This window comes from Streptomyces sp. TLI_55 (genome assembly GCF_900206255.1).
Classification (GTDB): domain Bacteria; phylum Actinomycetota; class Actinomycetes; order Streptomycetales; family Streptomycetaceae; genus Streptomyces; species Streptomyces aquilus.
Genome location: NZ_OAOJ01000001.1, coordinates 698,680 through 720,519, shown reverse-complemented (window position 1 = coordinate 720,519; position 21,840 = coordinate 698,680). Strand labels below are relative to the sequence as shown.

Genomic DNA, 21,840 nt, shown 5'->3' with positions numbered 1-21,840 from the left:
GGTTGGCATTTGCATCTAACCGTCGAGGCCGTGCCCAGCGGCCCGTGCAGCACCAGTGAGGCACCGTGAACCAGCAGCCGACCCCCGAGCAGCCCGCCGACGTCGTGGCCCGACTGCGCGCCGCCTTCCGCACCGGCCGCACCAAGCCCCTCGCCTGGCGCACCACGCAGCTGCGCCGGCTCCGCGAACTGCTCACGGAACGCGGCGCGGAGCTCGCCGCCGCCCTCCACGCCGACCTGGGCAAGAGCTCCACCGAGGCCTACCGCACCGAGATCGACTTCACGATCCGCGAGATCGACCACACCCTCGACCACCTCGAGGAGTGGCTGCGCCCCGAGTCCGCGCCGGTCCCCGCGCACCTCGGCACCGACGCGACCGCCTGGACGCAGTACGACCCGCTCGGCGTCGTCCTCGTCATCGCGCCCTGGAACTACCCCGCCCAGCTGCTGCTCGCGCCGGTCGTGGGCGCCCTGGCCGCGGGCAACGCCGTGGTCGTGAAGCCGAGCGAGCTGGCCCCCGCGACGTCGGCCGCGCTGGCCCGGCTGCTGCCCGAGTACCTCGACACCGAGACGTTCGCGGTCGTCGAGGGCGGTGTCCCGGAGACGACGGCGCTGCTGGCGGAGCGGTTCGACCACATCTTCTACACCGGTAACGGCACCGTCGGCCGCATCGTCATGCGCGCCGCCGCCGAGCACCTCACCCCGGTCACCCTCGAACTCGGCGGCAAGTCCCCGGCGTTCGTCGCCCCCGACGCGGACCTCGCCGTCGTCGCCGACCGTCTCGCCCGCGGCAAGTTCCTCAACGCCGGCCAGACCTGCGTGGCCCCCGACTACGTCCTGACCGACCCGGAGACGGCGGCGGCCCTGGAGCCCCTGCTGGCGAAGGCGGTCGAGGCGGTGTACGGCACCGACGCGGCCGCCTCCGGCGAGTACGGCCGGATCGTCAACGAACGCCACTTCGACCGGCTCAGCGGGCTGCTCGACTCGGGCCGCGTGGTCGTGGGCGGCGACACCGACCGCGCCCAGAAGTACATCGCCCCGACCGTCCTCGCGGACGTCGACCCCGCGTCGCCCGTCATGCAGGAGGAGATCTTCGGCCCGATCCTCCCGATCGTCACCGTGCCGGACCTCGACCAGGCGATCGACTTCATCAACGACCGCGACAAGCCGCTCGCCCTGTACGTCTTCGCCGAGTCCGAGGACACCCGCGCCCGCCTCGCCGCGGAAACCTCCTCCGGCGGCCTCGGCTACGGCCTCCCCCTCGCCCACCTCACCGTCTCCGACCTCCCCTTCGGCGGCGTCGGCGAGAGCGGCATGGGCAACTACCACGGCCGCTACTCGATCGAGACGTTCAGCCACCGCAAGGCGATCCTGAACAAGCCGTTGGGCTGAGGCCGGGACGCCCTGAAAGCCCGACAGGCCAATGACTCGCTGCCAACCCGTGACCCGACCAGCCTTCGAGCCGGGCCGGCCTCAGCCCGGCTAGGCTCACCCCGGTCGGGTAGCAGCCTGTGTCGGCCTCACCCTGGCTCGGCTCACCCTGACCGGGCCGAGATCCAGTCGTCGGTGTGGCGGTGGCGGTCCAGGCCGACGGCCGAGAACTCGTCCTCCCCGAGGCTTCGGCGCGCGCCGAGGCGGCGTAGGGCCTGAGAGACCGGGCTGACGGTGCGAAGTCCGCGCCGGGTGGCCTTTCCCAGCGGCCCGAGAGCCAGGGTCCCGCCGTCCCAGGCGGCGGCACGCTGCCCGCCGACGCCCCCGAAATACTCGGCCTCGACGTAGGCGATGGGCCCGGCCGCGGACCACTGGGCGAGCAGCCCCCTCGAAGCCGCCGGGGAGCTTCCAGAACCCGAGGGGACCCGCGGGGCTGCCGTCCGTGACCGCGTCGAAGAGCTCATCGGTCATCGGCAGCAGCGACAGGCCCTGGAGCAGAGGTACCGCGTGCGCGCCGGGGATGTCCCGCGCCGCCGCCCGCAGCAGCCCGTCTCCCGCGACCGCGGCCTGCAACTCGTACCCCATCCGAAGCCTCCGCCGCCCCTGTCCGATCGAAGGACTCATCATCCCGCGGGCGTCTACCGGACCGGACCGCTCCCACCGGCCGCATCGCGCACGCCGGCTCGGAGTGTCGTCGTCACCGGGCACGCCGCCGTCGTCAGCGACCGGCCCGCACACACCAACGCCTGTCCCGCTCCGGCCCGCTCACCTGCGCCTCCACCCCCGGGAGGCCTTCGCCCGCATCGAGTACGACCTGGTCACCGGACGCGCTCTCGTCGGCGGACACAGCAGGTACGGCAACCCACGCGCCTCCCCACCGGGCCCCATCTACCCCCTTCATGTAGCCCGGTCGGCCCTGTCGGGTACCCGGCGCGGCGGGTCAGGGTGGATCTGGGCACCGCCACTCGCACGCGCCCACCGAACCCCGACGCCCGCCGTACCCCGACACCGACCGGAAGGGGAACCCATGTCCGCCGCCACCCAGCGACAGCCCGGCGTACTCACGGACGAGGAGCTGACCTCCCTGGACGCCCACTGGCGCGCGGCGAACTACCTCGCCGTCGGCCAGATCTACCTCATGGCCAACCCCCTGCTGACCGAGCCGCTGCGCCCGGAGCACGTCAAGCCGCGGCTCCTCGGCCACTGGGGCACCTCGCCCGGCCTCAACCTCGTCCACACCCACCTCAACCGGGTGATCAAGGCCCGTGACCTGGACGCCCTGTGCGTCTGGGGCCCCGGACACGGCGGCCCCGCCGTCCTCGCCAACGCCTGGCTGGAGGGCTCGTACAGCGAGACGTACCCGGACGTCACCCGGGACGCGCAGGGCATGGCCCGGCTGTTCAAACAGTTCTCGTTCCCCGGCGGCGTCCCCAGCCACGTCGCCCCCGAGACCCCCGGCTCGATCCACGAGGGCGGCGAACTCGGCTACTCCCTCTCGCACGCCTACGGCGCCGCACTCGACAACCCCGGCCTCCTCGTCGCCTGCGTCATCGGCGACGGCGAGGCCGAGACCGGCCCGCTGGCCGCGTCCTGGCACTCCAACAAGTTCCTCGACCCCGTCCACGACGGCGCCGTCCTCCCGATCCTCCACCTCAACGGCTACAAGATCGCCAACCCGACCGTCCTCGCCCGCATCCCCGAGGACGAACTCGACGCCCTGCTCAGGGGATACGGCCACGACCCGCTCCACGTCACCGGCGACGACCCGGCCACCGTCCACCGCGCCATGGCCGAGGCCCTCGACACCGCCCTCGACCGCATCGCCGCGATCCAGCACGCCGCCCGCGAGCAGGACGCCGGCGAACGCCCCCGCTGGCCGGTGATCGTGCTGCGCACCCCGAAGGGCTGGACCGGCCCCGCCGAGGTCGACGGCCTGCCCGTCGCCGGCACCTGGCGTGCCCACCAGGTCCCGCTGTCCGCCGTACGCGACAACCCCGACCACCTACGGCAGTTGGAGGCCTGGCTGCGCTCCTACCGGCCCGAGGAACTCTTCGACGAGCAGGGCCGCCCGCGCCCCCACCTCCTCACCCACGTCCCCGACGGACCGCACCGGCTCGGCGCCACCCCGCACGCCAACGGAGGCCTCCTCCTGCGGTCGTTGCCCCTGCCGCCACTGGAGCGGTTCGCCGTCCCCGTCGACAAGCCCGGCGCCACCCTCCACGAACCCACCCGCGTCCTGGGCGACTTGCTCGAACACGTCATGCGGGCCACCGCCGACCACCGCGACTTCCGCCTCGTCGGCCCCGACGAGACCGCCTCCAACCGCCTCCAGGCCGTCTACTCCGCCAGCGGCAAGGCATGGCAGGCCGACACCTACGAGGTCGACGAACACCTCGACCGGCACGGCCGGGTGATGGAGATCCTCTCCGAACACACCTGCCAGGGCTGGCTGGAGGGCTACCTCCTCACCGGCCGCCACGGCCTGTTCTCCTGCTACGAGGCCTTCGTCCACATCGTCGACTCGATGGTCAACCAGCACATCAAGTGGCTGCGCACCACCCGCCGGCTGCCCTGGCGTGCCCCCATCGCCTCCCTCAACTACCTGCTCACCTCGCACGTCTGGCGCCAGGACCACAACGGCTTCTCCCACCAGGACCCCGGTTTCGTCGACCACATCCTCAACAAGAGCCCGGAGGTGGTACGGGTCTACCTCCCGCCGGACGCCAACACCCTGCTGTCCGTCGCCGACCACGTGCTGCGCAGTCGCGACTACGTGAACGTCGTCGTCGCCGGCAAACAGCCCTGCTACGACTGGCTGTCCATGGACCAGGCCCGCCTCCACTGCGCCCGCGGACTCGGCGCCTGGGACTGGGCGGGCACCGAGGACGGCACACGCGAACCCGACGTGGTGCTGGCCTGCGCGGGCGACGTCCCCACCCTGGAAGTGCTGGCCGCGGCCCAGTTGCTCCGCCGCCACATCCCCGACCTCGCCGTGCGCGTCGTCAACGTCGTCGACATCGCCCGCCTGCTGCCGAGCGAGGAACACCCGCACGGGATGAGCGACTTCGAGTACGACGGCCTCTTCACCCCGGACAAGCCGGTGATCTTCGCCTACCACGGCTACCCCTGGCTGATCCACCGCCTCGCCTACCGCCGCACCGGCCACGCCCATCTGCACGTCCGCGGCTACAAGGAGAACGGCACCACGACCACCCCCTTCGACATGGTCGTCCGCAACGACCTCGACCGCTACCGCCTCGTCATGGACGTCATCGACCGCGTCCCCGGCCTCGCCGTCCGCGCCACCGCCGTACGCCAGGAGATGGAGGACACCCGGCTGCGCCACCACGACTGGATCCGCGAGCACGGCACGGACCTGCCGGAGGTGGCGGACTGGTCCTGGGACGGCTGAACTATGGCGACGGCTGAACCATGAGTCCGTAAAGGGTTCGTCCACCACCGAACCCTGTGTGACACTCCGCTGATGACCTCCGAAACGATCACCGCGGACGCCGCGGGAACCTGGAAACTCGGCGACCTGCCCGTCAACCGCCTCGGCTACGGCGCGATGCGGGTGACGGGCAGCGCCGCCTTCCATCACGGGACACCGAGCGACCGGCGCCAGGCGATCACCGTGCTGCGCAGGGCGATCGAACTCGGCGTCAACCACATCGACACCGCCGCCTTCTACTTCTCCGCCCTGCGCTCCGCCAACGAACTGATCAACACCGCGCTCGCGCCGTATGCCGACGATCTCGTCATCGCCACCAAGGTCGGCCCCTTCCGTGACTGGACGGGGGAGTGGGGCACCTTCACCCGCCCCGAGGACCTGCGTGGCCATGTCGAGGAGAACCTACGGCAGTTGGGCCGCGACCACCTCGACCTGGTCTACCTGCGGCGCATGCGGCAGGACTCGATCGCCGAGCACTTCGGCGCCCTGGCCGACCTGCGCGAGGCCGGCTTGATCCGCCACCTCGGCCTCTCCGCCGTCAAACCCCACCATCTCGCCGAGGCCCAGGCCATCGCCCCTGTGGTCAGCGTCCAGAACCGCTACGCCCTGGACCACCCCGACGAACTGCTCGGCATCTGCGGCGAACAGGGCATCGCCTACGTCCCGTTCTACGCGGTGGCCGGGAACGCCGGCGAACACGGCGCCACCGCGGACCACGACGCCGAAGTGCTGGCCATCGCCCAGGCGCACGGCGCCAGCCCCGCCCAGATCCGTATCGCCTGGACCCTGCACCAGGGCCCGCACCTGCTCGCCATCCCCGGCACCGGCAACCCCGACCACCTGACCGAGAACGTGGCGGCGGGCGCCATCCGCCTCACCGAGAACGAACTGGCCCGCCTCAACTCCCTGCACGCACCGCAAGACTGAGCAGCCCAGCCGCTCATACGGAAAGCCCGCCCACACCGTCCTGCTCACAGCACGGCAGTTGCGGTAGACGGGCGCGACGGCGAAGAGCCGATCTGTGGGGACCGTCGCCGGTTCGAGCAGGGAGAAGACATGAACACACTCCGCCGCGTCACTGGCATGACGACGGCCGCCCTCGTCCTCGGGGCAGGGCTCCTGGCCGGTTCCTCCGGTACGGCTCAGGCGGCACCGGAGGACTGCACCGCGGGGGCCAACGGTTTCACCGACATCCCCGACAGCCTCAGCGGCCGCGGGGTGGGAGGGGCCGGAGCGATGGTGCTCAGCAATCCCCACGCCGTCGCCTCGTACGCGATGGAGAGCGGCACCGTCGGCGGCAGGCAAATGGGATGGGGCGTGCTGACCACCGGAAGCCCCAGCAACTGGGGGCCCGGCGTCAGGGCCGCCGTCTGGATGTACGTCACCAACGACAACAAGATCTCGACGATCACGTGCGGCGCCTTCGAGGTGAAGTCGGCCGGTATCCGGATCACCACCCCGGCCTACCCCACCAGCAGCTCGGCTAGCCATGCCTTCCAGGTCTGCGCCCTGCTGTGGAGCCCGTCGGAAAACCCCGACGCTGCCTCCTGCACTTCCTGGTGGTAGGGCGCCCATAGGCGCCCATAGGCACCCATAGGAAACGGCCTGTTCGGTAGCCGCGCCGCCCGCCACGGCTACCGAACAGGCCGTATGCCTCACACGAGCCAGATGCCGTCCCGCATCAGATACCGGCCCCGCATCTCGTGCTCGCCGTCCCGTGCCTGCACCGTGTGCGGAAGCATCCGGAACCAGACGTACGGCAGACTGTCCGCGCGCGGGTCCCAGCCGGTCTTCGCGAGGAATCCCTCCGCGGCGGCCGAGGGCACGGTGTCCGACGCGAACATCTCCACCTCGCCGTCGACGATCACGACGTCCTGGGTGTCCCCGAGCGCCAGCCGTGCCCGCCCGGCGTCCCGCAGATTGCGGCCGGTCGGCGTCGACAGACGCGTCGCCAGCCACAGGGCCTCGCCGTCCCAGCGGAACCAGAGGGGGACCAGACAGGGCACCCCGGCGGCGTCCGCCGTGGCCACCCAGACGTCCATCTCCCGCTCCAGCCGGGCGAGGGCGTCCTGCTTGCGCTGTGCGGGGTCGCGGGGCTGCTTGTCGATCTTCATTCCGGGACGCTATCCGGCCGACGGGCGCCGTCGCATCGGGCCACGGACCTAAGACCCGCGGAAGGTGACTGGCGCGCGGAGAGTTTTACGTATAACCTCTCCGGCTAACCCCGCGCCCCGAAAGGCCCCGATGAGACGCATCGCCCTGGTCACCCTCGTCGTCGACGACTACGACGAGGCGATCCGCTTCTACACCGAGGCCCTCGGCTTCCGGCTCGTCGAGGACGTCCCGCGGCCCGACGGCTCCCGCTGGGTCGTCGTGGCGCCCGGCGCGGACGCGGGCGGCACCGGCCTGCTGCTGGCCCGCGCCAAGGGCGACGCCCAGCGCGCCCGCGTCGGCGACCAGACCGGTGGGCGCGTCGGACTCTTCCTGCACACCGACGACTTCGCCCGCGACCACGCCCGGATGCTGGCCGCCGGCGTGACCTTCCTGGAAGAGCCCCGCCACGAGCCCTACGGCTCGGTCGCCGTCTTCCAGGACCTGTACGGCAATCGCTGGGACCTGCTCCAGCCCGCCGCCTGACGCCGCCTGACACCTTCTCCCGCCGCACTGCCCCCGCTCCCCAGGAAAGACCCCGCCATGACTGCTACGCGCGTAGACGCCGATGTGATCCGCCGCCTCCCCAAGGCCGTCCTGCACGACCACCTCGACGGCGGCCTGCGCCCCGCCACCGTGATCGAGCTCGCGGCGGAGGTGGGCCACACCCTGCCCACCACCGACCCGGACGAGCTCGCCGCCTGGTACTACGACGCCGCGAACTCCGGCGACCTGGTCCGCTACATCGCCACCTTCGAGCACACCCTCGCCGTGATGCAGACCCGTGAGGGCCTGCTGCGCACCGCCGAGGAGTACGTCCTCGACCTGGCGGCGGACGGCGTGGTGTACGGCGAGGTGCGTTACGCCCCCGAGCTGAACACCCGGGGCGGGCTCGCCATGAGCGAGGTCGTGGAGACCGTTCAGGAGGGTCTCGCCGCCGGTATGGCCAAGGCGGCCGCCGCCGGGACGCCGGTCCGTGTCGGCACCCTGCTCTGCGGCATGCGCATGTTCGACCGCGTCGCCGAGGCGGCCGACGTGGCCGTGGCGTTCCGCGACGCCGGCGTCGTCGGTTTCGACATCGCCGGCGCCGAGGACGGCTTCCCGCCCGCCGACCACCTCGCCGCCTTCGAGCACCTGCGCCGCGAGAGCGTGCCGTTCACCATTCACGCCGGTGAGGCCCACGGCCTGCCCAGCATCCACCAGGCCGTCCAGGTGTGCGGCGCCCAGCGCATCGGCCACGGCGTCCGCCTCACCGAGGACATCGTCGACGGCAAGCTCGGCCGCCTCGCGAGCTGGGTGCGCGACCGCCGGATCGCCCTGGAGATGTGCCCGACCTCCAACCTCCAGACCGGCGCCGCCACGTCGATCGCCGAACACCCGATCACGGCCCTGAAGGACCTCGGTTTCCGCGTCACGCTCAACACCGACAACCGGCTGGTGTCGGGCACGACCATGACCCGCGAGATGTCCCTCCTGGTCGAGGAGGCGGGCTGGACGGTCGAGGACCTGCGCACGGTCACGGTCAACGCCCTCAAGAGCGCCTTCATCCCGTTCGACGAGCGCAAGGCCCTCATCGAGGACGTCGTCCTGCCGGGCTACGCGCTCTGACGCAGGCCCCGGAGGTAGGCGGCCTGTCCGACGTGCTGGAGATCGTCGGACAGGACGCTGACCAGCCGTACGCCGAGCGTGACCGGCGGATCCCAGCGCGTGTCCACGATCCGTTCCAGGTCCGCCGCGCTCACCCCGCGCAGCGCCTCCAGGCTCTGCGCGTGCACGGCGTCGTAGTAGCCGGTCAGCAGCTCGGCGGAGTCGACCCGCACCTTCGCGACCTGCGCGGAGGTGTGGCCGTACCCGTGGTCGCGGGGCGGCAGGTCGAGGCCGAAGCGCTTCTCCCAGTCCTGGGTCAGCCACACCTGGTCGAGCCCGAAGGCATCGGCCACGTGGTCGTCCTGGACCCGGGTGAGGTGCCAGACGAGCCAGGTGACGGAGTTGGCGTCAGGGGTCGGACGATGGTTGAGGTCGTCGGGGGTCAGGCCCTCGACGGCGGCGTGGACTTCTTCCTGGATACGGCTGAAACCGTCGATGAGGATGTCCTTTGCATGCATGCCCCCCACCATCGCGCACCCGGGCCGCTCATGCGTCCGGAATCCAGCTCCCGTGGAAACCGAGCGGCACCCGCCCCGGCAGATGGATGCGGGCCACCGGCTCGCCGGTGAAGTCCTGGGCGGCGAGGATCACCAGGTCGGACGCCCCGCGATCAGGGTTGTGCACGTACGCGATCGCGTACCCGTCGTCCTCGGCCTTGCTGTGCTCGCGCGGCACGAACACGGCCTCGCTCGCCGCCGCGCCGCGCGGCAGCCGGTGCACCTGGGTCGTGCCGCGCAGCAGGTCCTGCTTGATGAGCGCGTTGCTGAACGCCCGGTCGGGCGGGTTGCCGTCGACCGCCATATAGGCCTGCGCCATCTCGGCGGACGCCGCCGAGTAGCCGTAACGGTGCCGACGGGACACCAACGCCTCGTTCACGCGCGGGAACTCCTGCGGCCGGTCGTCGAGGGTGCGGGTGCGTACCCGGCCGTGCCGCAGGTCGATCGTCCAGCGGTCGAGCCGGGGTGTGCTCGCCCCGTACGGTCCGCCCGAGCCGTTGCCGGCGACGAAGAACGGCGCGTCGAAGTTCGTCATGTCGACGACGATCTCCGAGCCCTCCTCGTAGGCGTTGAGGGTGTGCGAGTAGTAGACCGGGTCGACCTCGAACCAGCGCACCGCGCCGCCCTTGCGCGGCAGCACCCCCACCCGTGCCGGGTGCTTGTCGTTCCAGACGTACGGGACGATGTCGCCGCGCTCGGCGCCCGCCGGGTCGAAGGTGACCGGCATGTCGAGGATGACCACGTGGTGCTCGGTGAGGGCGAAGTCGTGGATCATCGGCGCGTCCGTCACGGGGATCTTGGTGGTGCGTGACACCCGGCCCGTCGGGTCGATGACCAGGTGCCGTACGTGGTCCCAGGTCGGGTAGTAGGCGATGGCGTGCAGTTCGCCGGCGTGGACGTCGAACTTGGTGTGCGCGGTGAGCGGACCCTTCAGGGTGCCCCGGAAGTCGTACGTCCCGACCGTGTTGAGCTCGTCGTCGAGTTCGTACGGCAGCGGCCCGCTCTCCTGGAGCGTCAGGACGCGCCCCCGGTACGGGATCACATGGGTGTTGCAGGGGAAGTCGTCCGGCGGCACCGGGCCCGGATAGGGCTCGCCCAGCTTCTTCGCCACCTGGGAGGAGCGCACCCAGCGGTTGCGGTACCACTCGGCGCGGCCGTCGCGCAGCCGGACGCCGTGCACCATGCCGTCGCCGAGCATCCAGTGGTGGGCGCGCGGGTCCTCGAGTCCCAGGACGTTGGGGCCGTTGCGCAGACAGCGGCCGTTGAGCTCCCGCGGGATGCGTCCGGTCACCGGCAGGTCGAAGGCCGTCAGTTCCTCCGTGACCGGCTTGAACGCGCCCTCCAGGAAGGGGAATCGGTGTGTCGTGGGCGTCTGGGGAGCGGCGACCGCCGCCCGGGTGCCCGTGCCGAGCAGCCCGCCCGCCGCCGCGACGGCCGCCGCCCCGCGCAGTACGTTCCGTCGTGTGTGGTCCGTCATCTCCCGTGCTCCTGACCGCAGTTGTCGTGAGTGGACGCTCATGAGTCTGCGGTGGGAAACGGGCCCGGTCAGGAGGGGTGGGCCCCCTCCTGGGGTGTACCTACACCCCCTGTTTCCAGCAGCGCCATCAGGGCCCGGGCCGCCGGGCTGGTGGCCTGTTCGGGCGGCAGCAGCGCGACCGTCTCGTACACGGCCTCCCCGGTGCCCTTCATCGGCAGCGCGGTCAGCGACGGGCGCTTGTGCCGGAAGTGGCGCGGTACGACGGCCACGCCGAGGTTCTCGTCCACCAGGTCCAGCAGGCTGTGCACGTCGTTCACCTCCAACGCGACCGCCCGCCGTACGCCCGCGGCGGCGAAGGCGGCGTCGGTGGTGCGGCGCGGGCCCCAGTCCGGGTGGAAGTCGACGAACACCTCGCCGCCCAGGTCCTCCGGGGTCACGGCGGCCCCGGCCCGCGCGAGCCGGTGGTCGGGATGGCACAGGACGGTCATCGGCTCGGCGGCCAGCGGTACGACACGCAGCTGGTCGGTGTCCTCCTGCGCGGTCCGCACCGCGAAGGCCAGGTCCAGGCGGCCGGCCGCGACCTCCTCCGCGAGCGCGCCGGAACCGGCCTGCCGCAGACAGATCTCGACGTCCGGGTGCCTGCGCCGGAACGAGGCGAGCAGCCCCGCCACGTACACCCCGGCGATGCACTGCTCGGAGCCGAGCGCGAGCATCCCCCGCAGCACCCCCTGCACCGCGGCCACCGCCTCGTGGGCCGACCGGACCTGCGCCAGGATGCGCTCCGCCTCACCGAGCAGCGCCCGCCCGGCCGGGGTGAGCGTCACCCGCCGGGTCGTGCGCACGAACAGCGGGGTCTGCAGCTCCCGCTCCAGCGCCCGGATCGAGGCCGACAGCCCGGACTGGGACACCAGCAGCCGCTCGGCGGCCCGGGTGAAGTGCTGGTCCTCGGCGACCGCGACGAAGTGCTGGAGATGGCGGAGTTCCATGACGTGGAAGCCTACTCAGAAACCCGTCCGCTGAATTCCATCGGATTCTTCTGTTGGACCAATGCACCCAGGTCACGAAAGAGTGGATACCGGCTCTCGGGCATCTGCTCTGAGAGCCTCTCGGGAAACCGTGCCAACCCCTCTGGAGTCGCGTTGTACACCGCACACCCCGACCGCTACGCGGAGATGCCCTACCGGCGCACCGGACGCAGCGGCCTGAAGCTTCCCGCGATCTCGCTCGGCCTGTGGCACAACTTCGGCCCGGCGGACCGCACCGTCGAGACCCAGCGTGCCATCCTGCGCCGCGCCTTCGACCTCGGCGTCACCCACTTCGACCTGGCCAACAACTACGGCCCGCCGCCCGGCGCCGCCGAGTCCGCCTTCGGCGAGGCCCTGAAGTCCGACCTCGCGGCGTACCGCGACGAGCTGATCATCTCCACCAAGGCGGGCTATCTGATGTGGCCCGGCCCGTACGGCGAGTGGGGCTCGCGCAAGTACCTGCTGTCCTCGCTGGACCAGAGCCTCACGCGGATGGGCCTGGACTACGTCGACATCTTCTACTCGCACCGCCCCGACCCGGAGACTCCGCTGGAGGAGACGATGGGCGCCCTGCACTCCGCTGTGCAGCAGGGCAAGGCGCTGTACGTCGGCATCTCCAACTACTCCGCGGAGCAGACCCGCGAGGCCGCCCGCATCCTGGGCGAGCTGGGCACCCCGCTCCTCATCCACCAGCCGCGCTACTCGATGCTCGACCGGCGCCCCGAGGACGAGGGTCTGCTGGACGCCCTGGACGAGCTCCAGGTCGGTTCGATCGTGTTCTCCCCGCTGGAGCAGGGCGTGCTCACCGGCCGCTACCTCGACGGCATCCCCGAGGACTCGCGGGCGGCGAGCGACAGCCCGTTCCTGAGCTCCGACGCCCTCACCGAGGACCTGGTCGCCCAGCTGCGCGAGCTGAACGACATCGCCAAGTCCCGCGGCCAGACCCTGGCGCAGCTGGCGCTGGCCTGGGTGCTGCGCGGCGGCCGGGTCACCTCCGCCCTCGTCGGCGCGAGCAGCCCGCAGCAGATCGAGGACAGCGTCGGCACGATCGCCAACCTGGACTTCGACGCGGAGGAACTGGCCCGCATCGACGCGGTGATCAAGAAGTAGGGCCGTTCACGAAGTGAGGCGCTCCTGGAGGCGGACGGTCACGGTGTCGCCCGCCTCCTTCCCGATGGCCCTGCGCACCTCGGCCTTCACCGGCAGCTTGTGCCGTCCGTCGCCCAGGGCCATGAAGGAACTGCGGAACGGATGCCCGTCGATCGTCCCGCTGACCTTGACCAGGCCGCGGGTGCCGAAGAACGCGACGGACTCAGGCCAGACCAGATAGGTCCAGCCACCCTCGTTCGGGCTCTTGACCAGCTCCGCGGTGAACTGCTGGTCGATCTTCGCGGTCATGACGTCCGCCTCTCGCTCGTGGTGGCCTCTTCTTCAAGAGACCACCACGAGCGCCGAAACTCATCACGCCCCGGCCGGCACCCGGTCCAGGAACCCCAGCACCGACCGGATGCGGCCCTGCTCGTCCAGCGTGATCACGTCGGATCCGGCCACCGGCGCGGAACCGTCGGCCTCGTTCACCAGCTCCCAGGAGAAGCGCGCGGTGTCATGGTGGCCGTCCACGACCCCGGTCTGCCGGAAGACGAACCCCGGGAACTGCTCGTGTGCCCCCGAGATCACCGCGGCGATCTGCTCGTGGCCGCGGACGTCGGCCAGCGGGTCGGTGTAGCTGCCGTCCGTGGCCCAGGCGGCCGCCACCGCCTTCGTCAGGGTCTCCTGATCGACGGCGTTCCAGGCCTCGAAGTAACGTGCGACGGCACTGTCGTGACGTTCGGTGTTCGCGGACATGCGGCATCAGCCTCCGTTGAGGTCGTCTCTGCTGGTCAGGGCCCGAGTCCCGCTCGCGGTGACCCGGTACCGCAACCCTGCCCGCCGTGCCGCGGCCCGTCGATTACTCCTCGGGTAATCGACGGGCGGCCAGGTTTCGGCCACGTCCCCCGGTGAATATGCCAAGAGAGTGGCCAAAAAGTCGTGGTGACAGTGTTTCAGTAGTGAACATACTCAACTGAAAGGGCATTCACATCCAGCGAGGGTGCCATCACACACCGCACATGAGCCGCGGTGACCGCAAGTCCGGAGCCGCATCGAAAGCGAGGCCAGCCGACAGGCGCACTACGCACCGGGGGAGTGAACGTGCACGACGAATTCCTGTGCCATGTCACCGCGTACGGAACCTGCGGAGGGCAGCGCATCGGCGTACCGCTGGGCAGCTACCGGGCCCCCACCCTCGCCCTGGCCCTGTGGTGGTTACGGGACCGGGCGTCATGGATCGCCGAGCGCCTCGACCCGCAGCCCGAGATCAGCCGTGTCCCGCCGAGCGCGCTCGTCCCGGTCGGCCCCTCCGTGCCCGACGTGCCCGCCGTGCTCCGCGCCTGGTGCGCGGACGCCGCCCAACAGGAGCTGGTCGCCGAGGAGTTGGCGGCCGGACGGCTGATCCGCATCGCCACCAGCGACGACACCACCGAGTACGAGCTGCTCGCCGAGTCGGTCGACGCCCTGCGGATGCAGCGGACGATCCCGGCCCTGGTCGTCTCCGTCGGCTGAGGCGCCTCGCAGAAAAGGCGCACACCGGGACGAATCGATAGAATCTCGGCATGGCAGAGCGGCCGAGCGCGCCGACTGCGCCCGAACTCGTCCTGGAGACCGAGGCGGGCTCCACCGTGATGAGCCCGGGCCACGACTACCACGTCGGACGCGACCCCCTGAGCGACATCGTCATCGAGGACGCCCGGGTCTCGTGGCACCACGCGGTGCTGCGGCCCGAGGCCGACCACTGGACGCTGGCGGACGAGCAGAGCACCAACGGCACCTACGCCGACGGCCTGCGCATCCAGCAGCGGGACGTCGGCCCCGGCTGCGTGATCCGCTTCGGCAGCCCCTCCGACGGGCCGCGGGCGGTCCTCGTCGCCCCCGAGCGCCCCTCGGCGGTCGCGGCCGTGTCGATGCCCGGCCTCACCGGCACCTTCCGGCAGCCCACCACCGTCCGCCCGCTGCCCACCCGCACGGTCCGCATCGGCCGCGCCGACGACAACGACCTGGTCATCGACGACCTGGTCGTCTCCCGCCGGCACGCCGAACTGCGCGCCCTGGCCGACGGCAGCTACGAGATCGTCGACCTCGGCAGCCACAACGGCACCTACCTCAACGGCAGCGCCGTCACCCGCGCCCAGCTCGGGCCCGGTGACGTCGTCGGCATCGGCCACTCGGCGTTCTGCCTGGTCGGCGACCAGTTGCAGGAGTACGTCGACACCGGCGAGGTCTCCCTCGACGTCCAGGACCTGACCGTCGCCGTCGACCGCGGCCGCAAGACGCTCCTCGACCACGTGTCGTTCCCGGTGGGGGAGAAGTGCCTGCTCGCGGTGGTCGGCCCGAGCGGCGCCGGCAAGTCCACCCTCCTCGGCGCCCTCACCGGCCAGCGCCCCGCCGACCACGGCACGGTCCTGTACGACGGCCGCGACCTCTACCGCGACTACGCTGAGCTGCGCCAGCGCATCGGCCTGGTCCCGCAGGACGACATCCTGCACGCCCAGCTCACCGTCCGCGCCGCCCTCACCTACGCCGCCGAACTGCGCTTCCCGCAGGACACCGCCAAGGCCGAGCGGCAGGCACGGGTCGAGGAGGTCATCGACGAACTCGGCCTGCGCCAGCGCGCCGACCAGCCCGTGCACAGCCTCTCCGGCGGCCAGCGCAAGCGCGTCAGCGTCGCCCTGGAACTGCTCACCAAGCCCTCGCTGCTCTTTCTCGACGAGCCGACCTCGGGCCTCGACCCCGGCATGGACCGCTCGGTGATGCACATGCTGCGCGGCCTCGCGGACGACGGCCGGACCGTCATCGTCGTCACCCACAGCGTCCTCAGCCTAGACGTCTGCGACCGGCTCCTCGTCCTCGCGCCCGGCGGCCGGATCGCCTACTACGGGCCGCCCGAGGACACCCTCGCCTACTTCGGCTACGAGCAGTGGCCCGAGGCCTTCGAGGCCTTCGAGCGGGACCAGGACCGGGACTGGGCGGGAGAGTTCCGTACCTCGCCCTTCCAGCGGCAGTACGTCACCGAGGCCTCCGGCCAGCCCCGGGTGCCGCGCTCCGGGCCCGTCGTGATCACCCCGCCGCCCAGGCCCCGCAGCCGCGGCGCCCAGCTCGGCACCCTGGTCCGCCGCTACGCCACCGCCCTCAGCGCCGACCGCACCTTCCTCGCCATCATGATCGCGCTGCCGTTCGTGATGGGTGCCATGGCCCGCGCCCTGGCCGGCAGCAAGCTGACCCAGGAGACGGCGATGAACGCGCTGCTGATCCTGTGCGTCGGCGGCGTGCTGACCGGGGCCGCCAACGCGGTGCGCGAACTCGTCAAGGAACGCACCATCTACCAGCGCGAGCGAGCCGTGGGCCTGTCCAGATCGGCGTACCTGATGTCGAAGATCGTCGTCCTGGGCACCATCACCGTCCTGCAGGCCGTGGTCCTGACCCTGGTCGCCCTGCTCGGCGTCGACCTCAACGCGCCCGGCGGCGAAGGCGTGTTGATGTCGCCCCTTGTCGAAATCACCGTCGCCGTCGCCCTGCTGGCGTTCACCGCGATGATGCTCGGCCTGCTGATCTCCGCGCTGGTCCGCAAGGAGGAGGTGACGATGCCGCTGCTGGTGCTGCTCGCCATCGTCCAAGTCGTCTTCTGCGGAGCCCTGCTGAAGCTCGACGGCGTGCCGGGCCTGGAGCAGCTGTCCTGGCTGGTGCCCTCGCGCTGGGCTCTGGGCGCGATGGCCGGCACGGTGGGCCTCGCCCGCATCGTGCCCGGCGAACTGACCGCCGATCCGCTGTTCCGGCACTCGGCGAAGGTGTGGCTGCTCAACGTCGGGATGCTCGTCGTCCTGTCCGCGCTCTTCGGATTCGTCGTCTCCCGCCTGCTGCGCCGCCACGAACCGGCCGTCCTGCGGAAGTCGTGATGACCACCCCCGGCTTCCGGCCCACCCACGTCGTCCCCCAGCACGGCATGCCCGCCTGGGAGGAACCCGACCCCGCCCGGCCCACCGTGCCCCTCGACCCGCTGCTGCCGGTCCAGCTCCTGGAGCGGCGCGGCGACTGGGGACACGTCCTGTGCGCCAACGGCTGGTCGGCCTGGGTCGACGGCCGCTTCCTGGTCGCCGTACCCAAGGACCCGCCCGTCGCGGACGCCCCGCTCGCCCGCACCGCCGACCCGCGCCCGCTGCTCGCCCGCGCCGAGGAGACGCTCACGCGCTACCGGTCCGCGGTCGAGGAACTGGCCGGCGGCGGCCTGGACAGCGAGGCCTTCCAGAGCCGCACCCGGGGCCTGCGGATCGGCGTCGTCGTCGACGGCGAGTCGGTCTGGCTGTACGACGCCCAGCACGGCCGCTGGGTCTACGCCGACGGTACCCGGCTGAGCACCTACGCCGCCGAGGAAGGGCCCGTCGCCGCCGCCGGGGACCCCGGGCACGCCGCCACCCAGGTCGTGACGCCCGATGGCCCGTGACACCAGCCTCTTCTCCGGCCGGCCCTCCGAGCTGATCGGCCGGCAGATCGCCGGCTACCGCATCGAGCGCGAGATCGGCCGCGGTGGCATGGCCGTCGTCTACCGCGCCCACGACCTGCGCCTGGACCGCACGGTCGCCCTCAAGCTCCTCGCCCCCGAACTCGCCCGCAACGACACCTTCCGCCGCCGCTTCACCCACGAGTCACGGGCCGCCGCCGCGATCGACCACCCGCACATCGTCCCCGTCTTCGAGGCGGGCGAGACGGACGGCGTGCTGTACATCGCCATGCGCTACGTCGAGGGCAGCGACCTGCGCCATCTCCTGGACCGCCGGGGCCCGTTGGCGCCCGAGCCCGCGCTGCGGATCGCCGCCCAGATCGCCTCCGCGCTGGACGAGGCCCACGACCACGGGCTGGTCCACCGGGACGTGAAACCCGGCAACATCCTGATCGCCCGCGGCACCGACAGCGACCACCCCGAGCACGCCTACCTCACCGACTTCGGTCTGACGAAGAAGTCCCTGTCCCTGACCGGCTTCACCACGGTCGGCCAGTTCGTCGGCACACTCGACTACGTGGCCCCCGAGCAGATCTCCGGCAAGCCCGTCGACGGCCGCTGCGACGTCTACGGCTTCGCCTGCGTCGTCTACGAGACCCTCGCGGGCCGCCCGCCGTTCCGTCGCGACGACGACATGGCCCTGCTCTGGGCCCACCAGTACGACGAACCGCCCCCGCTGACCGAGTCCCGCCCGGACCTCCCGCCGCACGCCGACACCGTCCTCGCCAAGTCCCTCGCGAAGAGCCCCGACGACCGCTACGGCACCTGCCTCACCTTCGTCTCCGCCCTGCGCACGGCCATGACCGGCGACCGCCCGGCCGGCCACGCCCCGACGCAGGTCGCCGTGCGCGTCGCGACCTCCGCGGTGACCGCCCCGAAACAGCCACCGCCGTGGGCGCAACCGGTCTTCAGAGGTGGCTAGAGCTCCGACCGCCAGGGCTCACCTGATTCGCTGCGCTCCTGGCGGGGGCTACTTCCTGCGCCGGCTCTCGATCTCGGCGGACAGCACGACCATGTTGTGCAGTTGCGTGTAGTAATGGGCCGCGTACTCGTCCTCGATCGTCGGAAGGACCTTCTCGAACGCCGACGTCAGCCGCGTCAGTTGCGCGTGGGCCGTCTGCTCGTCGAACAGGTCGTCGTGGACGGAGGCGGCGTAGGCATAGGCGTCCGAGTCGAGCATCACCATGTCCCGGCCCTCGATGTCCAGGCCGCGAAACCCCGGTGGGAACGGCCTGTCCATGTGCTCTGCCATCATCTGCGCAAGGGCGTCGAGCTTCTCGTCAAGCATGGGGAGATCCTGCCAGGCAACCCGGGAAACCTTTCCGGTCACACCGGGCCGTCCGCGTTCATTTCGCCCCGTCGCCGCACCGGCCGCGCCAGCACCCCGCCCAGGAAGCCCGCGGCCAGACCCCACAGCGCTCCGAGTCCGACGGCGGACCACACCTCGGGTTCGAGGAACAGCTCCCCGCCCAGGTCGCCGCCGAGGTCGCCGATGCCGAGGACCGACAGGCCGTAGTGGGCGGTGATGCGGCCGATCAGGCAGATCATCAGGACCGTGAGCGCGAGCGCCACCGCCAGGTGCAGGGCGTGCTGCCAGGCGCGCGTCCGGGACGGGGAGCGGGCCGCCATCACGAACGCGGCGGCGAGCAGCAGGACCGCGTCGACGACCAGCAGCCACCACACCCGGCCGTCGTGCTCGGCGAGGGTCGACAGGTTCAGCGTGGCGGTGTCCTTCGAGCGCAGCACCTCGTCGAGGACGTGCGGCATCGGCAGCCCGAACGGGCCCTCCACCCGGCCGTTCCAGGTGGCGCCGAGGCCCAGCGTCAACGCCAGCCAGACCAGGTTCGGCAGGCCGAGAAGGACCACGGCCAGGGTCTCCGCCGCGTGACCGCGCGTCACCGCCACGACCAGGGCGACGACGATGCCCAGGGCCACATAGGCGAGCAGGAGCACGACCATCGCGTACGCCGCCGGCCGCACCGACGCCTGGAAGCGCAGCAGCCGGCCCGGCAGCGGCGCCCCGCGCGACACCAGCAGCGCCAGCGCCAGCACCCCGGCCAGCCAGAGCAGGCCGAACAGCAGCGTCAGCGGGACGTCCGTCTCGAAGCCGACTTTCGGGGTCACCCCGAACACGTCGCCGAGGTCGGAGAGCGCGCTGTCGCCGAGGGAGAGCGTGAAGGTCTGGCGAGCCCCCAGGGCGAGGGCGATCAGGCCGAGGAGCCACAGCACGGCGACCCGCGCCGCCCAGCCCGCCAGCTCCGTGGCGCTCGCGACCGCGCGGTGCCGCAACGGCCGTAGAAAACCCCAGGCGATCACGAGGGCACCGGTCAGCGTGACCGACAGCGGGATGACCGTCAGGCCCGCCTGGGTGTCGGCGAGGCTCCCGGCGTTGCCGGAGAGCTTGATCGTGCCGCCCACCGCGGTGACGACGGTCGCCGCGACGACCCGGGGGAACGCCCCGTCGGGCAGATCCGCCGCCCCGGCCGCCCACAGCCCCAGGGCCGCGGTCACGCCCATGACGAGCAGTCCGGACAGCACGGTGACGGCGGCCTGTACCCAGCCGTGCGGGGCAACGGCCTGGTCGGAGCGGGTTCGCGGGCTCACCCTGACCACGCTAAGCAGCGCCCGGGGACCCCGCCCGCCGGGAGGGCCGTCCGCGTCGGCTTGCGAGCGGCACCGGACCGGAGCACACAATGGAAACGTCGTGGTAAAAGCGGCGTAAGGGTAGAAAAGCCGCAGGTTCCCACGTCGGGAAGAAGGGCTCGTGAGCGCCGAACCTCCGTCCTCCGGCCGGCCCACCGGACCGCCCTCAGGTCCGTTGTCCGGTCCCTCGCAGCCACCCTCGGGGCCGCCTTCGCAGCCACCGGGCAGCAGCGGCGGGACGCCCTCGCCGGAACCGCACCGCCCCTGGTGGCGGTCCGTGCCGAGGGTCGCCGTGCTCGCCACCGCGGTGGTGGCCGCCGTGGTGCTGGCGCTCGTCCTCAGCCGCTCCGACGGCGGCGGGGGCGGCGGCACCGCGAAGGGCGGCGAGGTCTTCCTCCAGGCCGCCTCCAAGACCGGCCCCGAGCCCTTCACCGAGTCCACCGCGAAGGACAGCTCCGCCCCGCCCGTCTCCCCCTCCCCGGCGACCGAATCGGCCGCGACCAACGCGGTACGGGGCGTCGACGGCGGCGCTCCGGGCCTCTACGGCGGCACCCGCAACGTCTCCAGCTGTGATGTGGAGGCCCAGATCAAGGCCCTCCAGGCGGCCCCCGCGAAGAACACCGCCTTCGCCTCCGTCGCCGGCGTCCAGCCGTCCCACGTGCCCGTCTACCTGCGCGCCCTCACCCCCGTGCAGCTGCGCATGGACACCCGCGTCACCAACCACGGCTACCGCGACGGCGCCGCCACCAGCTACCAGGCCGTCCTCCAGGCCGGCACCGCCGTCCTCGTCGACAGCCACGGCGTGCCCCGCGTCCGCTGCGCCTGCGGCAACCCGCTCACCCCGCCGGTCGCCCAGCAGACCACACCGAGGCAGACCGGCGACCGATGGGCGTCGTACCGGCCCTCGAACGTGGTCGTGGTCGCGCCGTCGATCACGGTCGTCAACGTCTTCGTGATCTACGACCCCGACGAGAACGAGTGGATCGCCCGTCACCGGGGCGACACGGGTCACAAGGACCAGCACACCGTCCCACCGGTGAAGCCCTCGCCGTCCGTGACCGTGACGACGCCGACGGCCCCCACGACACCGACGTCGCCGCCGACCTCGCCGCCGACCTCGCCGCCCACCGGCCCGTCCTCCCCGGCACCGTGTGTCTCCACGGCCACCGGAACGCCCACCGGAACACCCACGGGTTCGGCGACCCCGTGTCCGCCGACGTCCGCCAGCCCGTCCTCGCCCACGCCGAGCTCCGCGCCGGTGGTCCCCGAACCGGAGACCACCGAACCAGGGACGACCCCGGAAGATCAGTCCTCACTCGGCACCCCCGCACCCGATGCCCCGGACGTGACGTCACCGTCGGTGTGACCGACACGACCCGTTATGGGGACTGCGGTGCTTCACTCTGGGTACGAGCACTGGTGCAGCAGCGTCCGGCCAGTCCGGCTTCCGAGAGAGAAACGCATGACCGAGCACCTGGACGGGGCAGTGATACCGACCGGTTTCGACGTGCCCGTCGACCCACTCCGGCGGGCGGCCCACTACACGGGCGAACCGGGCAGTATCGCCGAGGCCCGGCACTTCGCCGCGCAGTTCCTCGACCGGCTCAGGACCGAGTGGTGCGCCGAGGTCGGCGCCCGGGCCGACGACGAGGTGCTCCTGGTGGTGAGCGAGCTGGTCACCAACGCCGACCGGCACAGCAACGGGCCGTACATCCTGGACCTGGAGGGCACGGACGCCGCCGTGACCGTGTCCGTCTACGACAGCAGTGCCGCGCTGCCCCTGCGGTTCCCGAAGGACCCGGAGCGGGTGGGCCGGCACGGCCTGGAGATCGTCCACGCGCTGGCGGCCGAGGTCGCCGTCGAGCGGGTACCGGTCGGCAAGCGGGTCAGCGCCACCGTCAGACTCGGCGAGAGGTGACCGCCGCGGCC

At 71.7% G+C, this 21,840-nt stretch carries 22 protein-coding genes; 13 read left to right on the top strand and 9 right to left on the bottom strand.

From position 1 onward, the window contains the following. Nucleotides 1-65: 65 nt before the first annotated feature. The gene (locus CRP56_RS03530) at nucleotides 66-1,391 is read left to right on the top strand and encodes an aldehyde dehydrogenase family protein (RefSeq protein WP_097260082.1); all 1,326 of its coding nucleotides are present in this window, start codon (nucleotides 66-68) and stop codon (nucleotides 1,389-1,391) included. 143 nt (nucleotides 1,392-1,534) lie between these two features. On the opposite strand, the gene CRP56_RS03525 is transcribed toward CRP56_RS03530, so the two are convergent. Then, a complete protein-coding gene (locus tag CRP56_RS03525) occupies nucleotides 1,535-1,894 on the bottom strand; it encodes a hypothetical protein (RefSeq protein ID WP_218877954.1) in 360 nt (119 codons plus the stop codon). 563 nt (nucleotides 1,895-2,457) lie between these two features. On the opposite strand from CRP56_RS03525, the gene CRP56_RS03520 reads away from it, so the two are divergent. The 3 genes from CRP56_RS03520 to CRP56_RS03510 all read left to right on the top strand — a co-directional run bounded on the left by CRP56_RS03520 (nucleotide 2,458) and on the right by CRP56_RS03510 (nucleotide 6,447). After that, nucleotides 2,458-4,842, top strand: coding sequence for a phosphoketolase family protein (locus CRP56_RS03520; protein ID WP_097260080.1), 2,385 nt, complete (start codon nucleotides 2,458-2,460; stop codon nucleotides 4,840-4,842). A gap of 72 nt (nucleotides 4,843-4,914) precedes the next feature. Continuing rightward, entirely contained in the window at nucleotides 4,915-5,808 is an 894-nt protein-coding gene (locus tag CRP56_RS03515) for an aldo/keto reductase (RefSeq protein ID WP_179850940.1), read from the top strand. Between the two features lie 129 nt (nucleotides 5,809-5,937). Next, nucleotides 5,938-6,447, top strand: a complete 510-nt coding sequence (locus CRP56_RS03510; RefSeq protein WP_097260076.1) for a hypothetical protein — start codon at nucleotides 5,938-5,940, stop codon at nucleotides 6,445-6,447. Between the two features lie 89 nt (nucleotides 6,448-6,536). On the opposite strand, the gene CRP56_RS03505 is transcribed toward CRP56_RS03510, so the two are convergent. Beyond that, nucleotides 6,537-6,995 carry a pyridoxamine 5'-phosphate oxidase family protein gene (locus CRP56_RS03505; RefSeq protein WP_097260073.1) on the bottom strand — a complete coding sequence of 153 codons (459 nt, stop codon included), beginning with the start codon at nucleotides 6,993-6,995 and terminating at the stop codon, nucleotides 6,537-6,539. A gap of 130 nt (nucleotides 6,996-7,125) precedes the next feature. On the opposite strand from CRP56_RS03505, the gene CRP56_RS03500 reads away from it, so the two are divergent. Together CRP56_RS03500 and CRP56_RS03495 are read left to right on the top strand one after the other, a co-directional pair. Next, nucleotides 7,126-7,518, top strand: a complete 393-nt coding sequence (locus tag CRP56_RS03500) for a VOC family protein (protein ID WP_097260071.1) — start codon at nucleotides 7,126-7,128, stop codon at nucleotides 7,516-7,518. Between the two features lie 57 nt (nucleotides 7,519-7,575). After that, nucleotides 7,576-8,640, top strand: a complete 1,065-nt coding sequence (locus tag CRP56_RS03495) for an adenosine deaminase (RefSeq protein WP_097260069.1) — start codon at nucleotides 7,576-7,578, stop codon at nucleotides 8,638-8,640. Here the strand turns inward: CRP56_RS03495 and CRP56_RS03490 are convergent. From CRP56_RS03490 to CRP56_RS03480, 3 genes are all read right to left on the bottom strand, one after another. Beyond that, nucleotides 8,628-9,137 (bottom strand): mycothiol transferase, encoded by a 510-nt coding sequence (locus tag CRP56_RS03490; protein WP_143664890.1) that lies wholly within the window; start codon nucleotides 9,135-9,137, stop codon nucleotides 8,628-8,630. The two genes, CRP56_RS03495 and CRP56_RS03490, sit on opposite strands and share 13 nt — an antisense overlap. Before the next feature lie 28 nt (nucleotides 9,138-9,165). After that, complete coding sequence (locus tag CRP56_RS03485) at nucleotides 9,166-10,653, bottom strand: carotenoid oxygenase family protein (RefSeq protein ID WP_097260065.1); 1,488 nt, start codon at nucleotides 10,651-10,653, stop codon at nucleotides 9,166-9,168. A 68-nt stretch (nucleotides 10,654-10,721) separates the two neighbouring features. After that, complete coding sequence (locus tag CRP56_RS03480) at nucleotides 10,722-11,639, bottom strand: LysR family transcriptional regulator (protein WP_097260062.1); 918 nt, start codon at nucleotides 11,637-11,639, stop codon at nucleotides 10,722-10,724. Between the two features lie 153 nt (nucleotides 11,640-11,792). Between CRP56_RS03480 and mgrA the strand changes: the two genes are divergently transcribed. Next, nucleotides 11,793-12,788 (top strand): L-glyceraldehyde 3-phosphate reductase, encoded by a 996-nt coding sequence (gene mgrA, locus CRP56_RS03475; protein ID WP_097260060.1) that lies wholly within the window; start codon nucleotides 11,793-11,795, stop codon nucleotides 12,786-12,788. A 6-nt stretch (nucleotides 12,789-12,794) separates the two neighbouring features. Here the strand turns inward: mgrA and CRP56_RS03470 are convergent, their stop codons facing one another. Continuing rightward, complete coding sequence (locus tag CRP56_RS03470) at nucleotides 12,795-13,076, bottom strand: DUF1905 domain-containing protein (RefSeq protein ID WP_097260058.1); 282 nt, start codon at nucleotides 13,074-13,076, stop codon at nucleotides 12,795-12,797. 63 nt (nucleotides 13,077-13,139) lie between these two features. Beyond that, nucleotides 13,140-13,523 (bottom strand): nuclear transport factor 2 family protein, encoded by a 384-nt coding sequence (locus CRP56_RS03465; RefSeq protein WP_097260056.1) that lies wholly within the window; start codon nucleotides 13,521-13,523, stop codon nucleotides 13,140-13,142. 345 nt (nucleotides 13,524-13,868) lie between these two features. Here CRP56_RS03465 and CRP56_RS03460 point away from each other — a divergent pair, with 345 nt between their 5' ends. The 4 genes from CRP56_RS03460 to CRP56_RS03445 are packed head-to-tail and all read left to right on the top strand — an operon-like array spanning nucleotide 13,869 to nucleotide 18,190. Then, complete coding sequence (locus CRP56_RS03460) at nucleotides 13,869-14,279, top strand: hypothetical protein (RefSeq protein WP_097260054.1); 411 nt, start codon at nucleotides 13,869-13,871, stop codon at nucleotides 14,277-14,279. Nucleotides 14,280-14,329: 50 nt separating this feature from the next. Then, nucleotides 14,330-16,666 carry an ABC transporter ATP-binding protein/permease gene (locus CRP56_RS03455; RefSeq protein WP_097260052.1) on the top strand — a complete coding sequence of 779 codons (2,337 nt, stop codon included), beginning with the start codon at nucleotides 14,330-14,332 and terminating at the stop codon, nucleotides 16,664-16,666. After that, nucleotides 16,666-17,211, top strand: a complete 546-nt coding sequence (locus CRP56_RS03450) for a hypothetical protein (RefSeq protein ID WP_097260049.1) — start codon at nucleotides 16,666-16,668, stop codon at nucleotides 17,209-17,211. The genes CRP56_RS03455 and CRP56_RS03450 overlap by 1 nt, the downstream gene beginning before the upstream one ends. Next, complete coding sequence (locus CRP56_RS03445; RefSeq protein WP_097260047.1) at nucleotides 17,201-18,190, top strand: serine/threonine-protein kinase; 990 nt, start codon at nucleotides 17,201-17,203, stop codon at nucleotides 18,188-18,190. Before CRP56_RS03450 ends, CRP56_RS03445 begins: the two co-directional genes overlap by 11 nt. A gap of 48 nt (nucleotides 18,191-18,238) precedes the next feature. Here the strand turns inward: CRP56_RS03445 and CRP56_RS03440 are convergent, their stop codons facing one another. Together CRP56_RS03440 and CRP56_RS03435 are read right to left on the bottom strand one after the other, a co-directional pair. After that, complete coding sequence (locus CRP56_RS03440; RefSeq protein ID WP_097260045.1) at nucleotides 18,239-18,556, bottom strand: hypothetical protein; 318 nt, start codon at nucleotides 18,554-18,556, stop codon at nucleotides 18,239-18,241. Nucleotides 18,557-18,594: 38 nt separating this feature from the next. Next, nucleotides 18,595-19,872 (bottom strand): streptophobe family protein, encoded by a 1,278-nt coding sequence (locus CRP56_RS03435; protein ID WP_097260043.1) that lies wholly within the window; start codon nucleotides 19,870-19,872, stop codon nucleotides 18,595-18,597. A gap of 160 nt (nucleotides 19,873-20,032) precedes the next feature. Here CRP56_RS03435 and CRP56_RS03430 point away from each other — a divergent pair, with 160 nt between their 5' ends. Together CRP56_RS03430 and CRP56_RS03425 are read left to right on the top strand one after the other, a co-directional pair. Further along, entirely contained in the window at nucleotides 20,033-21,277 is a 1,245-nt protein-coding gene (locus CRP56_RS03430) for a DUF6777 domain-containing protein (RefSeq protein ID WP_097260040.1), read from the top strand. 96 nt (nucleotides 21,278-21,373) lie between these two features. Beyond that, on the top strand, nucleotides 21,374-21,829 hold the full coding sequence (locus CRP56_RS03425; RefSeq protein ID WP_097260038.1) for an ATP-binding protein: 456 nt from the start codon (nucleotides 21,374-21,376) through the stop codon (nucleotides 21,827-21,829). Nucleotides 21,830-21,840 lie beyond the last annotated feature (11 nt).

Excerpts from the sequence above, each read along its gene's own strand:
- CRP56_RS03525 (WP_218877954.1), bottom strand. The coding sequence starts at position 1,894 with ATGAGCTCTTCGACGCGGTCACGGACGGCAGCCCCGCGGGTCCCCTCG.
- CRP56_RS03520 (WP_097260080.1), top strand. The coding sequence starts at position 2,458 with ATGTCCGCCGCCACCCAGCGACAGCCCGGCGTACTCACGGACGAGGAG.
- CRP56_RS03515 (WP_179850940.1), top strand. The coding sequence starts at position 4,915 with ATGACCTCCGAAACGATCACCGCGGACGCCGCGGGAACCTGGAAACTC.
- CRP56_RS03510 (WP_097260076.1), top strand. The coding sequence starts at position 5,938 with ATGAACACACTCCGCCGCGTCACTGGCATGACGACGGCCGCCCTCGTC.
- CRP56_RS03505 (WP_097260073.1), bottom strand. The coding sequence starts at position 6,995 with ATGAAGATCGACAAGCAGCCCCGCGACCCCGCACAGCGCAAGCAGGAC.
- CRP56_RS03500 (WP_097260071.1), top strand. The coding sequence starts at position 7,126 with ATGAGACGCATCGCCCTGGTCACCCTCGTCGTCGACGACTACGACGAG.
- CRP56_RS03495 (WP_097260069.1), top strand. The coding sequence starts at position 7,576 with ATGACTGCTACGCGCGTAGACGCCGATGTGATCCGCCGCCTCCCCAAG.
- CRP56_RS03490 (WP_143664890.1), bottom strand. The coding sequence starts at position 9,137 with ATGCATGCAAAGGACATCCTCATCGACGGTTTCAGCCGTATCCAGGAA.
- CRP56_RS03485 (WP_097260065.1), bottom strand. The coding sequence starts at position 10,653 with ATGACGGACCACACACGACGGAACGTACTGCGCGGGGCGGCGGCCGTC.
- CRP56_RS03480 (WP_097260062.1), bottom strand. The coding sequence starts at position 11,639 with ATGGAACTCCGCCATCTCCAGCACTTCGTCGCGGTCGCCGAGGACCAG.
- CRP56_RS03470 (WP_097260058.1), bottom strand. The coding sequence starts at position 13,076 with ATGACCGCGAAGATCGACCAGCAGTTCACCGCGGAGCTGGTCAAGAGC.
- CRP56_RS03465 (WP_097260056.1), bottom strand. The coding sequence starts at position 13,523 with ATGTCCGCGAACACCGAACGTCACGACAGTGCCGTCGCACGTTACTTC.
- CRP56_RS03455 (WP_097260052.1), top strand. The coding sequence starts at position 14,330 with ATGGCAGAGCGGCCGAGCGCGCCGACTGCGCCCGAACTCGTCCTGGAG.
- CRP56_RS03450 (WP_097260049.1), top strand. The coding sequence starts at position 16,666 with ATGACCACCCCCGGCTTCCGGCCCACCCACGTCGTCCCCCAGCACGGC.
- CRP56_RS03445 (WP_097260047.1), top strand. The coding sequence starts at position 17,201 with ATGGCCCGTGACACCAGCCTCTTCTCCGGCCGGCCCTCCGAGCTGATC.
- CRP56_RS03440 (WP_097260045.1), bottom strand. The coding sequence starts at position 18,556 with ATGCTTGACGAGAAGCTCGACGCCCTTGCGCAGATGATGGCAGAGCAC.
- CRP56_RS03425 (WP_097260038.1), top strand. The coding sequence starts at position 21,374 with ATGACCGAGCACCTGGACGGGGCAGTGATACCGACCGGTTTCGACGTG.